This is a genomic window from Nitrobacter sp. Nb-311A (genome assembly GCF_000152905.1).
Taxonomy (GTDB): domain Bacteria; phylum Pseudomonadota; class Alphaproteobacteria; order Rhizobiales; family Xanthobacteraceae; genus Nitrobacter.
Window position 1 is genome coordinate 93,076 of the sequence record NZ_CH672417.1, and the last position, 10,751, is coordinate 103,826.

The 10,751-nt window shown below is 62.1% G+C and carries 13 protein-coding genes; 3 read left to right on the plus strand and 10 right to left on the minus strand.

From position 1 onward, the window contains the following. Window positions 1-18 precede the first annotated feature (18 nt). From prmB to uvrC, 5 genes are all read right to left on the minus strand, one after another. Window positions 19-1,041 (minus strand): 50S ribosomal protein L3 N(5)-glutamine methyltransferase, encoded by a 1,023-nt coding sequence (gene prmB, locus NB311A_RS11720; protein WP_009798775.1) that lies wholly within the window; start codon window positions 1,039-1,041, stop codon window positions 19-21. Beyond that, complete coding sequence (locus tag NB311A_RS11725; RefSeq protein ID WP_009798776.1) at window positions 1,041-1,517, minus strand: molybdenum cofactor biosynthesis protein MoaE; 477 nt, start codon at window positions 1,515-1,517, stop codon at window positions 1,041-1,043. Before NB311A_RS11725 ends, prmB begins: the two co-directional genes overlap by 1 nt. Before the next feature lie 22 nt (window positions 1,518-1,539). After that, window positions 1,540-1,791 (minus strand): molybdopterin converting factor subunit 1, encoded by a 252-nt coding sequence (moaD, locus tag NB311A_RS11730; protein WP_009798777.1) that lies wholly within the window; start codon window positions 1,789-1,791, stop codon window positions 1,540-1,542. Next, complete coding sequence (gene pgsA, locus NB311A_RS11735) at window positions 1,788-2,405, minus strand: CDP-diacylglycerol--glycerol-3-phosphate 3-phosphatidyltransferase (RefSeq protein ID WP_009798778.1); 618 nt, start codon at window positions 2,403-2,405, stop codon at window positions 1,788-1,790. Before pgsA ends, moaD begins: the two co-directional genes overlap by 4 nt. A 137-nt stretch (window positions 2,406-2,542) precedes the next feature. Beyond that, complete coding sequence (gene uvrC / locus NB311A_RS11740; RefSeq protein WP_050752111.1) at window positions 2,543-4,549, minus strand: excinuclease ABC subunit UvrC; 2,007 nt, start codon at window positions 4,547-4,549, stop codon at window positions 2,543-2,545. Between the two features lie 341 nt (window positions 4,550-4,890). Here uvrC and NB311A_RS11745 point away from each other — a divergent pair, with 341 nt between their 5' ends. Continuing rightward, window positions 4,891-5,511: an outer membrane protein gene (locus tag NB311A_RS11745; protein WP_009798780.1), complete on the plus strand. Its 621-nt coding sequence runs from the start codon at window positions 4,891-4,893 to the stop codon at window positions 5,509-5,511. A gap of 97 nt (window positions 5,512-5,608) precedes the next feature. Here NB311A_RS11745 and NB311A_RS11750 read toward each other — a convergent pair whose 3' ends face one another. The 3 genes from NB311A_RS11750 to NB311A_RS11760 form a co-directional block, all read right to left on the minus strand. Continuing rightward, window positions 5,609-6,463, minus strand: coding sequence for a 23S rRNA (adenine(2030)-N(6))-methyltransferase RlmJ (locus tag NB311A_RS11750; RefSeq protein WP_009798781.1), 855 nt, complete (start codon window positions 6,461-6,463; stop codon window positions 5,609-5,611). 92 nt (window positions 6,464-6,555) lie between these two features. Beyond that, complete coding sequence (locus NB311A_RS11755) at window positions 6,556-7,248, minus strand: ribonuclease T2 (RefSeq protein WP_009798782.1); 693 nt, start codon at window positions 7,246-7,248, stop codon at window positions 6,556-6,558. A 208-nt stretch (window positions 7,249-7,456) separates the two neighbouring features. Beyond that, window positions 7,457-7,912 (minus strand): hypothetical protein, encoded by a 456-nt coding sequence (locus tag NB311A_RS11760; RefSeq protein ID WP_009798783.1) that lies wholly within the window; start codon window positions 7,910-7,912, stop codon window positions 7,457-7,459. A 165-nt stretch (window positions 7,913-8,077) separates the two neighbouring features. Between NB311A_RS11760 and NB311A_RS11765 the strand changes: the two genes are divergently transcribed. Both NB311A_RS11765 and NB311A_RS11770 read left to right on the plus strand, forming a co-directional pair. After that, window positions 8,078-8,368 carry a hypothetical protein gene (locus NB311A_RS11765; protein WP_040675123.1) on the plus strand — a complete coding sequence of 97 codons (291 nt, stop codon included), beginning with the start codon at window positions 8,078-8,080 and terminating at the stop codon, window positions 8,366-8,368. A 161-nt stretch (window positions 8,369-8,529) separates the two neighbouring features. Then, window positions 8,530-9,057 (plus strand): DUF3617 family protein, encoded by a 528-nt coding sequence (locus NB311A_RS11770; RefSeq protein ID WP_009798785.1) that lies wholly within the window; start codon window positions 8,530-8,532, stop codon window positions 9,055-9,057. Window positions 9,058-9,229: 172 nt separating this feature from the next. Here NB311A_RS11770 and NB311A_RS23195 read toward each other — a convergent pair whose 3' ends face one another. Continuing rightward, a complete protein-coding gene (locus NB311A_RS23195; protein WP_366071503.1) occupies window positions 9,230-9,481 on the minus strand; it encodes a hypothetical protein in 252 nt (83 codons plus the stop codon). Window positions 9,482-9,492: 11 nt separating this feature from the next. Then, on the minus strand, window positions 9,493-10,751 hold a 1,259-nt coding region (locus tag NB311A_RS11775; protein ID WP_009798787.1), incomplete at its 5' end, for a TadG family pilus assembly protein.

Consider the following 10,751-nt stretch of genomic DNA (forward strand, 5'->3'; position numbering starts at 1 on the left):
GGAGGCATCGTATCTCACTCATCCATCCCGGCGCTTAAGCCGCACGGCCTCGATCCAGAACACTTCGCCCTCGGACTCCTCGGTATCGAGCCAGAGCAAATCCGCTTGGGGATACGCTTTCTCGATCGCGGGCTTACAGCGGCCGACCTCGCACAACAGCCCGCCCGCGGGTGCGAGGTAACTTTCTGCGCCGTCGATGATCCGCCGCACCAGATCGATGCCCTCAGCGCCGCCGTCGAACGCCATCCGCGGCTCGGCAAGACATTCCCGTGGCAGTCCCGCCATACCCTTGGCATCGACATAGGGCGGATTGGAGATGATCAGGTCGTAACGCTTGTTCTTGACTGCCGCGAACAGGTCGCCTTGCGCAAGTTGAATGCGACCGTCGAGGCCATGCTCGTGCACATTGCGCGCCGCTACCGCGAGAGCGCCCGCCGACAGGTCAGTCGCATCCACAGTCGCATTCGGAAAAGCGCGCGCAGCCAGAATGGCGAGGCAGCCCGAGCCAGTGCAGAGATCCAGCACGCGGGTAATGGTTTCGGGATCGCGCAGGCGCAGCACCTCGTCGCCGCCGAAATGCGAATCCAGGATTTCACCGATGAACGAGCGCGGCACGATCACGCGCTCGTCGACATAGAACGACAAGCCGCGCATATACATCCGGTTGGCGAGGTAGGCGGCTGGCTTGCGGGTTGCGATGCGCTGCTCGATCCAGTCAAGGATGCGCTTGCCTGCCGCCTTCGGCACGCGTCGGGCGGCCTGCGGTTCGACCTCGTCCGGATGCAGGCGCATGGCCTCGCCGACAAGGAAGGCCGCCTCGGCGACCGGATCGGTGGTGCCGTGCGCGAAGACGACGCGGGCGCGCTTGAGCCTCGCGGCTGCATGGCGAACATAGTCGAATATCGTCTCGAGTTCCGGTGCCGGAGTTCCGGCAACGACAGGGTTCGCAGCGTTTGCTGCAACCTGCGCCAGCGGGCGTTTTCGGTTTGAGCCGGCGATCGCGACTTTCGATCGTCCGCCGCGCGCGGCGGTTTTCGCCATCAGGATTTGGCCCAGCGCGCCGCAGCGGTGTCGTCGCGGTCGTGGGCGTCAACCCAACTGGAGCCGGAGGAGCCCTCCTCGCGTTTCCAGAACGGCGCCCGGGTCTTGAGATAGTCCATCAGGAACTCGGCCGCGTGAAATGCGGCCTCGCGATGCGCTGACGCCGTCACTACGAGAACGATATTGTCGCCCGGCGCGATCCGGCCGAAGCGGTGAATGACGGTGAGACCGGTGATGGGCCAGCGCGAAACCGCCTCCTCGGCATGACGCGCGATCTCTTCCTCGGCCATGCCTGGATAATGTTCCAGTACAAGTGCGGCTATCGCGTCGCCCTCGCCGTCAGCCTTGTCGCTTCTGCAGATGCCGCTGAAACTCACGACCGCGCCGATATCGGTGCGACCGCGCGACAGCGCCGCGACTTCGCGCGCGACATCGAAGTCCTCCTTCTGCAGGCGAATGGTGACGGGAACGGTCATGGACGCTACCGCTATTGAGAGATCAACCGCCGGTCATCGGCGGAAAGAAGGCAACTTCGCGCGCGCCCGCAATCGCCGTGTCCTGATTGACATGCATCCGGTCGATCGCAGCGCGGATCACTTTCGGTTTCTCGAAGGCGTAGGCATATTCATCGCCCCGCTGCGACAACCACGCGATCAGATCGGCAACCGTCGCGACGGCCGGCGGCGGATCGAGCGCTTCCTCGGCCTTGCCGACCCGCTCCCGCACCCAGGCGAAATAAAGCACCTTCATTTCTCATCCTCCTCCATGAGGTGGTGAATGCCGGCATGGAAATAGTCCCAGCCTGTATAGATGGTGAGGATCGCCGAAATCCATAATAACAGAAGCCCGATTTGGGTCACGAACGGGAACACCAGATCGCCGGCCTCCCCCGCGAGAAGAAACCCTATCGCAACCAGTTGCACGGTGGTCTTCCACTTCGCGAGTTTGGTGACCGGCACGCTGACGCGCAACGCGGCCAGATATTCGCGAAGCCCTGATACAAGAATTTCGCGGCACAGGATCACGATTGCCGCCCACAGCGTCCAGCCATGGATGATGCCATCCGCCGCCAGCATCAGCAGGCACGACGCAACCAGAAGCTTATCCGCGATCGGATCGAGCATCTTGCCGAGGGCCGACTGCTGATCCCAGATTCGTGCATAGTAGCCGTCGAAAAAGTCCGTCACGGCGGCCGCGACGAACACGCCGAGCGCCACCCAGCGCAGTTGCAACGGCCCGTCCATGATCGATTGCGCATAGACGCAACCCACCACCACCGGGATCGCGGCGATGCGAGCATAGGTGAGGATATTCGGCAGCGACAGGATATGCTTCGCGGTCGCCTGGCTGGTTGCAGTGTTCATTTCGTCTTACCAATACTGTCGCAGCGCGAACGTCAACCGGCCACGCAACGCAATTTTGCCGATCACGCGGCTCCTTTCAGCCCTATACTTTGATCTTAATACGAAAAAAGCCATCGGATATCCTAACGAAATTCCTCTCATGCGGGCCGAGCGTGAAAAAAGTCGAATATCCTGCGGGCGCTTTCGGCGCTGATGCCCGGAACCTTGCCAAGGTCCGCCACCGAGGCACGCTCAATCTCCTTTATGGTCCCGAAATGATGAAGCAGCGCGCGCTTGCGCGCCGGACCGATACCGGGAACCTCCTGCAACCCGGCTTCGCGGATATCCTTACTACGCAGCTTACGATGCGATCCGATGACAAATCGGTGCGCCTCGTCGCGCAATCGCTGGATGAAATACAGAATCGGATCCCGCGGTTCGAGCTTGATCCCCGGACGATCCGGCAGAAACAGGGTTTCGCGGCCGGCATCGCGGTCCGGCCCCTTGGCGACCGCCATCAGCGATACTTGACTCAACCCCAGCGCATCGAGAACCCCGCAGGCGGCATTGAGCTGGCCGAGACCACCGTCGATGATGACGAGATCCGGCCATTGCGGCACAGAGTCCTTCTCCGACTCCGCTACGGGGTACGGATCGGCGGATTTCTGCGCCAGCAATCTTTTGAAACGGCGCTCCAGCACCTCGCGCATCATCGCGTAGTCGTCACCGGGCGTCAGGCTCTCGGACTTGATGTTGAATTTGCGATATTGATTCTTGAGGAAGCCTTCGGGACCGGCGACGATCATCGCTCCCACCGCATTAGCGCCCTGGATGTGGCTGTTGTCGTAGACTTCGATGCGCCGCGGCGTCCGCGGCAGGCCGAGCACCGCCGCCAGGCCCTGCAACAGCCGCGACTGCGTCGCGGTCTCCGCCAGTTTGCGGCCCAGCGCTTCGCGGGCGTTGGTCAGCGCGTGCGCGACCAGCTCCTTTTTTTCGCCCCGCTGCGGCACCAAAACCTTGACCCGGTGACCCGCTTTGATCGACAGCGCATCGGCGAGCAATTCGCCTTCCTCGATCGGATGCGACAGCAGGATCAGCCCGGGCGGGGGCTTGTCGTCATAGAACTGGGCAAGGAATGATCCAAGCACCTCCTCCGGCGTGAATGATTTCTCCGCACGCGGAAAATAGGCCCGGTTACCCCAGTTCTGTCCGGTGCGGAAGAAAAAGACCTCGACGCAGAAATAGCCGCCCTCCTGATGAATGGCGAAAACGTCCGCTTCTTCCACCGTGCGGGGGTTGATGCCTTGTTGCGATTGGATCGCCGATAGTGCAGCCAGCCGGTCGCGATAGAGCGCCGCGCGCTCGAAAGCGAGGTCGGCTGAGGCTCGCTCCATCGCGCGGGCCAGATCCTCCTTCACGGCGCGGCTCCGGCCGGACAGGAAGTCGGTCGCCTCGCGCACCAACGCCGTATAGCCGGGGAAATCGATCTCGCCGGTGCAAGGACCCGCGCAACGCTTGATCTGGTACAGCAGGCAGGGGCGCGTCCGGCTTTCGAAAAAGGAGTCGGTGCAAGAGCGCACCAGGAACGCGCGCTGGAGCGCGGTTATGGTGCGGCCAACGGCGCCGGCAGACGCGAACGGCCCGAAATAGCGGCCCGGCCGCGACTGGGCGCCGCGATGTTTGAGAATCTGCGGCGCCCAGTGATCGCCCGTGATCAGAATATAAGGGAACGATTTATCGTCGCGAAGTTGCACATTGAAGCGCGGCCGCAATTGCTTGATCAAATTCGCTTCGAGCAGCAACGCCTCGGTCTCGGTTTCGGTCGAAACGATCTCGACGGCGGCCGTCGCCGCGATCATGCGCGCGATGCGCATCACCTGGCCTGTCGGCCGCGCGTAGGACGACAGACGCTTGCGCACGTTCTTGGCCTTGCCGACATAAAGCACGTCGCATGCGGCATTCATCATGCGATAGACGCCGGGCGAGGTCGGTGCATGGCGAACCGCGTGTTCGATCGCCGCACGCCCGATCGCGAGCGGAGCTTCCACGATCGGTTCGTCAGGATCGTCCGGAAGATCAGGCAGCCGCGCCTCGTCGTCTTCGTCGGTCTCAACGGTTGCGGGATCGACGTCCTGTTCCGTCGTCACCTCTCCGCGCCGTCGCATGTCCGTTCCGGAATCAGGCAGCTGTCCGGGCCCACTCGGTTTCGCAGGATCGTCAAAATCGATCGTCATGTCCATCAGTTAAGCGATGACGCCAGCCGATGCCAGCGACCCCTCTCTCGAGGAGAGCGAGCGCCGGCTCTTTGCAGCATTGAGCGGCCGGTTCCCGGCGCGGCCATGCGGGTAACACTTTTTTAAGGACAAGAGACGGCGGGGGCGCTGTCTTAAGAACCGTTTAACTTAAAACTTTCGATAAATCCTACGTACCGAATTCAGCATTTCGTAGCCATACGGCCTTGGCTCGCGATGTCACGATAGGAACGGCAAGGGGTTGGAGTGCCGAGATGAGCAAAACACTAATCGCCGCTTTGGCGACCATGGCATCAACAGCGCTGATCGGCACCGCGCAGGCCGCCGATTTCTCCTACCGGGCGCCCTACACCGTCAACCAGCCGCTCAATGCTTTCAGCTGGGCAGGACCCTATCTGGGCGGCAACCTCGGATATGCCTGGGGAAGCGTTCAAAATAGCCTCACCAAGCCGGACGGCGTGTTTGGCGGCGTACAGGCCGGCTACAATTGGCAGAGCGGTTCGATGGTGTTCGGCCTCGAAGGCGACATCCAGGCCAACGCCGCCAACGATACTTTCGCGGCCTGGAAATTCTCAAATCCCTGGTTCGGCACCGTGCGCGGCCGCCTCGGTTACGCCTTCAGCAACGTCCTGGTTTACGGCACCGGCGGTCTTGCCTTCGGTAAACTGCGCGCCGAAACCTTCGCCCTGTCGGAATCCCACACCAACGCGGGCTGGACGGTCGGAGTGGGCGCCGAAGTCGGCATCTACCAGAACTGGACCGCAAAGGTCGAGTATCTCTATGTCGATCTGTCGAGCAGCAATTTCACGATTACCGGTGCGCCCCACAGCTACCAATCCGGACTGGTCCGCGCCGGCGTGAACTATCACTTCTAGAATTTTTTTGAGATAACGAGAACAATATCATCGTACTCGACTTCCGGCCGCTCACGCGGCCGTTTTTTTGACGGCGATCCTTCCAGGCGTCTCCCGTTCAACCGGCGATCGTCTCAAGCTTGAAGCGGGCGGCTCCGCCCTGGCCCAACGGCTTCTCCAGTTCGGGAAGGATGGACTTGAGTTCGGTCCTCAACGTCCATGGTGGATTGACGATCAAAAGCCCGGCCGACGTGAGTGGCCCGTCCGCGGTCTGCGGCGCCACGCTGAATTCCAGCCGCAAGCATTTGTCGGTCTCGCCTCCCGCGACCGCGCCGATCCTGTGGGCCAGGTCATCCGTGGCCCGGCGCCGCTTTGCCGGATACCACAGCAGGTAGCAGCCGGTCGGCCATTTGGCGAAGGCTCCGGCGAATCCGCCGGCGAGGCGCTCGAACTCGTCCTCGCGCTCGAACGGCGGATCGATCAGCACCAGCCCGCGCCGTTCCTTCGGAGGCACGAAGGCGGCAAGCGCCATCCAGCCGTCGAGATCGACCACATTGGCCTGGGAGTCACGGCGCAGCGCATCGATCAGATGCTTGCGTGTAACGGGCTCGATTTCGCAGGCGACGATCCGGTCCTGCGGCCGCAGCAAAGCCCGTGCGATCAAGGGTGACCCCGGATAGCATTTCAGGCCGCGCTGGGGATTGAAGGCCCTGACGATATCGAGATAGGGCGCAATCAACGGAGCAACGGCGTCCGAAAAGCGTGCCTGCATCAGCCGCGCAATGCCGGTCAGCCACTCCCCGCCGCGACCCGCCTCCTCGCCGGTCAGATCGTACACGCCCGCGCCCGCATGAGTGTCGATGACACGGAATGCCGCCGGCTTCTCGTGTAGATAGGTCAAGATGCGGACCAGCACGATATGCTTGATAACGTCGGCGAAGCTGCCGGCGTGGAATGCGTGGCGATAATTCATGATGATGGATTCTTTGGCGCTACGCGAAGCAAAGCGTCACGCCCGCCATGACTCTTACCTTCGCCAATATCCCGTGGAAGAAGACAAAAATACTATCCGCCGCGCAATGGGGGCATTACCACCTGGTCGCGGCGGCAGTCGCGCCGGTCGATTTCCTCACACGCGCGGAATTGCAGGTCTTTGTTCATGCAGATTCGCACCTCGCTGAGCCTGGTCCGGTCGCAGATCACCGCAATTGCGGAATGGCTGAGGCCCGGATTGTCCTTGATGAAGGCGCTCTCGATGGCATCGGGCGTTATACTCTTGGGTGCGGCGAGATCGAGGAATTCCGCCGGGATCTTCACAGCGGCGCGCGATTTGCGGACGGTCTTGAAGTAAGCTTCCGCGCTGAGCCCCGAGCAGGTGCCATGTTTATCCCACTGGCTGTAGACCAGACCCGGCGCCGGCATCAAATCCAGCATCGAGGTCATGATGCGACGATCAAGCCGAGGCGCGGGACGCTGGCAATAATCGGGAAAGCCGTGCTCGTATTGCGGCCAAAGGCCGTGCACCACAAAAGAGAACGGTCGCCCTCCGCACTGGGCCTGCTGCGACCGGCTGGCATTGCCGCGTTCCGCCGCGGCAGCGCAGAACGACGGAGACCATGCCAGGGACAGGACGTAGAAATCGAATGCACCGGGCGCGTTTTGTCGTTGGTCTTTCGCCGCCGCATCGGCCGTCCACCCCGCAAGCAGAAGCAGCCACGACAAAATAGACGCGGCCGCCGCGCGAGACACCCATCTCATGACGCCAACTCCTCAGGCCCAGCCGGAATCCGGTCCTCTCGCATGAACCGAGAACAAGAGAACGAGCCCACCATAGCATAGTGGACCAGAGGCCGGGATATATCTGAATCCCTATAAGAATAGAGCGTCAGGGATTTCTGCCCACCCCCGTGGTGAAAACACGGATAGTATCCTTCCGCTTCCGGAATCAGAACCGAGATCCGTCTTTTTATGGTTGGGCGACGCTACAGCCAGGATTGTAAGCCCAGTTGCGATCGAGGCCGACCACGCACCACTCGACGCCCTGCCCCATGCTGGCGATCCCGCCGTCCTCGATGATGGAATAATGCACGGTGCGGAGTTTGCCATCGCTGACCATCGCCTCGGCGGTGCAGTAGCGACGCGGGATGTTGTCGGACTCCCGAGGCCGGAATGCCCTTTCATGGACATTGCCATATGCGGTGATGCGCAGCGGGGAATTCCAGAATTTCCTTTCCTTCTCCCAGAATTGCGCCGTGATGGTCGGCAGTCCGGCCTCACAGCTCGGCAGCCGCCCCTCATAGCTCGGACCGAACACAGGAAAATTAAACGCGCACGCAACCGGCATGGCGGCAAACAGGCCCAACGCTGCGCCGAGCAAGGCGCCAACGGCAGGTTTCTTCAAAGATGTGATAAGGTTGCGCATAGAGTTCCGCCGACTAATCGAGTCTTGCGACGGTGCCGTGAAGCGTGCGCAAGGTCAAGTGCGGCAAGGCAACACCCGCGGCCTAACTCCACGATAAGCAGCTCGCTGTTCTTTTCACGGCCGGCTCCGCGTTCTAAAGTTGGAGTTGCAACAATGGAGATGAGGATGAGATTGTTCGGAGCGGCTTTGCTGGCGGCGATGACCGGTGCGCTGGTTTGCGGATCAGCGCGAGCCGACTGGGTGCTTCCGCTCAAGGGCAATGACACCGGCGGCATCATCTCCTATTCGCTGGCGCATCAGGCCGATATCCGCGTACTCGCGGTCGATCACTGCGCGCGCTACGGCAAGGTGGCGAAATTCCTCGGCGTTCAGGCCTATCCCGGCGGCTATATCTCGTTCGCTTGCCGCTGGGTGCCTTATGGTCCGGACCAACCTGCGCTGCGGACGCGCTACTGAGCACCCTCGTGGAGGTAAATTCGACGTTCGCTGCTTTTGCTGCGGCAACGCCGCAAGTGAAACTCCAGATCAAGAACTTACGGTGCAGCTGTGTCCGACTGCTGAAAAAGGGAATACATATGATAGGCTCGCGCCACTACATCCCACCGACGGAGCTTGCGATGAGACAGTCCCTTCGGCTCTCGATTTTCCTGCCGCTGCTGCTTCTCTGCGCCGCACCTGCGCTGGCGGAGGTGCAACTGCCGCTGCGCAAGGCCGGGCTTTGGGACATCAAGGTGAAACACGAGGGCGGCAGAATGCCGCCGGTTATGGTTCAGCAATGCACCAGCGAGGCCGTGGACCGCGAGTTCACGTCGGATTTCGCCCCCTCCGCCAAGCAGAATTGCTCAAAGGCCGACATCCAAAAAAACGCAACCGGCTACGTCATGGATTCGGTCTGCACCATGGCCGGCACCACCGTGACAGCGCATGGCGAAACTTCAGGTGATTTCAACTCCGCCTACACGGTGAACGTCACCTCGCACAGCGAAGGCGGCAAGCTGGGAAAACAAGACAACAAGATCACCATAGCCGCGAAATGGACCGGCCCCTGCAAGAAGGGCCAGAAACCCGGCGATGTCGTGATGCCAGGCGGCTTCAAGATGAACATCCGCGACTTTGAAAAATTCAAGTCGATGATGCCACACTAGAATCTTTCACCGCTTCACAAAAACGGGGATTGATTTGACGCGATTTCTTCATGCGAAGCGGATTCCATCCTCAGGTCAAGCCGAGGACATGCTTCGCTCGGAAACGCTATAGCCAGCGCCGACAGGCCGATGATGTCTCACGCCGCGGCGGCGCGGGAGCAGCTTTCGCAGTTCAATTCACCAGCACCGCACCGTCGCAGCGGATACCGGAGACCCAGACGTCCGCCTGCCCGATGCCGACGCCGAGCGTCGCCAGAACCTGCGCTAGCAACTGATCGATCGACGCGGTGGCGCCGCCGATGATTCCGGTCACGGTCGGCCCAAGGCCGGGAATCGGCAGACCGAGCGGCCCCACATTAATCTTGAGCGAGAGATCGCCGAGCAGGCTGGCGGTCAGCGACGAGGTGAAATCCGAGGTCGTCACCGTCTTTTTCGTCAGCCCGGCGATGTCTGCGTAGCTGAACGACACCGGGGTGGGCGAGGTGTTGCCATGCCGGCATGGGCGCGGCCAGTGACGGTGACCGCGCCCAGATTGACCAGCATCGCCGCGTCCGGATCCGGTTTGCTGGTGAAGTTGGTCATCTCGGCCGCAGACACGTCGCCGATCCAGGCGTCGACGATGCCGGGGGTCACGCCGAGCGTGACGCTGGACGTCGCGACGTCCGGGCGACCGCAACTCACGGCGTCCAGCGTTGCGGTGCCAGAGGCGACTTCGACATAAAGCGGGAGATTGACGGCCGGCGCCGCGCCGCTGCCGACCAGCTTGATCGACAGCAGCACGCGGGTCTGCGCGGTGTGCACGCTCGCGCCTTCGGTCCCGACTGTCATCCAGCTTTTGCCCTGCGGATGCTCGCCAATGGCCGCAGTGACGGAGACGGCGGCGATGCCGGGCAATCCGAGAGCAACTGTGGCCGCGATCTGGCTGGTGCCGTTAGCGATCGCGCCGGTTGCCGAGAGCAGATCGAACACCGACACGCTGACGCCTGTTTTCGGTTTTGACCCGACCGTCATCGCCGTATAGGGACCCGCATCGAGCAGCTTCCCTGGCACGATGGTGTTGGTCAGACCGGCAAGCGCCAGCGAGACCTTCGACAGCGCGGCGGTCGCGGCATTGAGGCCGTTCGCAGCCTGCTGCGCGCTCAGCATCGCCGCCACGATGTCGGCGACCTTCACCTCGCCTGAGAGCACGGAGTCGTAGGTGACGCCTGTCAGGTCGAGCCGCGTCGCCAGCGCGTTCAGAAAATCGAAGGCATCGATATGGGCATCGATCAGCGCCTGATAGTCCATTGCCGAAAGCGATAGTGTCGTTCCGAACATCCTGCCGAGAATGGCATTGAGCAGGCCGCCATTGAGCGCGAGCAACCGCGAACCGATCGCGAACGAGGCAAGCGCGGTACTCGCCGCCGTCGCCCTGCTGGTGATGTCGAAGTGGCTGCTGCCACCGGTGAACATGCGGGCAAAGTAAAGCGGCGTCTCGGTATGCAGCGTCACCCGCGCCGCGTTGGGCGTGCCGGTCGCGGGCGTGACGAAACGCGCCGACGGCGCCAGCGCCGCATTCGCGGTGAAGGTGCCGAGTTCGACAGACAGCAGTGCGCTCGCCGGGTAGCCATTGGCCATCACGGTGGCGGCGGCCGCGCTCGTGGCCTTGCCAAGGTTGCCGGCGGCGGCGATGGCCGCAAGATCGGCGGCGCTCT

Bases quoted from the DNA above. Each gene is read 5' to 3' on its own strand.
- prmB (WP_009798775.1), bottom strand. From the start codon at position 1,041: ATGGCGAAAACCGCCGCGCGCGGCGGACGATCGAAAGTCGCGATCGCC.
- NB311A_RS11765 (WP_040675123.1), top strand. From the start codon at position 8,078: ATGAGATTGTTCGGAGCGGCTTTGCTGGCGGCGATGACCGGTGCGCTG.
- NB311A_RS11760 (WP_009798783.1), bottom strand. From the start codon at position 7,912: ATGCGCAACCTTATCACATCTTTGAAGAAACCTGCCGTTGGCGCCTTG.
- NB311A_RS11750 (WP_009798781.1), bottom strand. From the start codon at position 6,463: ATGAATTATCGCCACGCATTCCACGCCGGCAGCTTCGCCGACGTTATC.
- pgsA (WP_009798778.1), bottom strand. From the start codon at position 2,405: ATGAACACTGCAACCAGCCAGGCGACCGCGAAGCATATCCTGTCGCTG.
- NB311A_RS11745 (WP_009798780.1), top strand. From the start codon at position 4,891: ATGAGCAAAACACTAATCGCCGCTTTGGCGACCATGGCATCAACAGCG.
- NB311A_RS11755 (WP_009798782.1), bottom strand. From the start codon at position 7,248: ATGAGATGGGTGTCTCGCGCGGCGGCCGCGTCTATTTTGTCGTGGCTG.
- moaD (WP_009798777.1), bottom strand. From the start codon at position 1,791: ATGAAGGTGCTTTATTTCGCCTGGGTGCGGGAGCGGGTCGGCAAGGCC.
- uvrC (WP_050752111.1), bottom strand. From the start codon at position 4,549: ATGCGACGGCGCGGAGAGGTGACGACGGAACAGGACGTCGATCCCGCA.
- NB311A_RS11725 (WP_009798776.1), bottom strand. From the start codon at position 1,517: ATGACCGTTCCCGTCACCATTCGCCTGCAGAAGGAGGACTTCGATGTC.
- NB311A_RS11770 (WP_009798785.1), top strand. From the start codon at position 8,530: ATGAGACAGTCCCTTCGGCTCTCGATTTTCCTGCCGCTGCTGCTTCTC.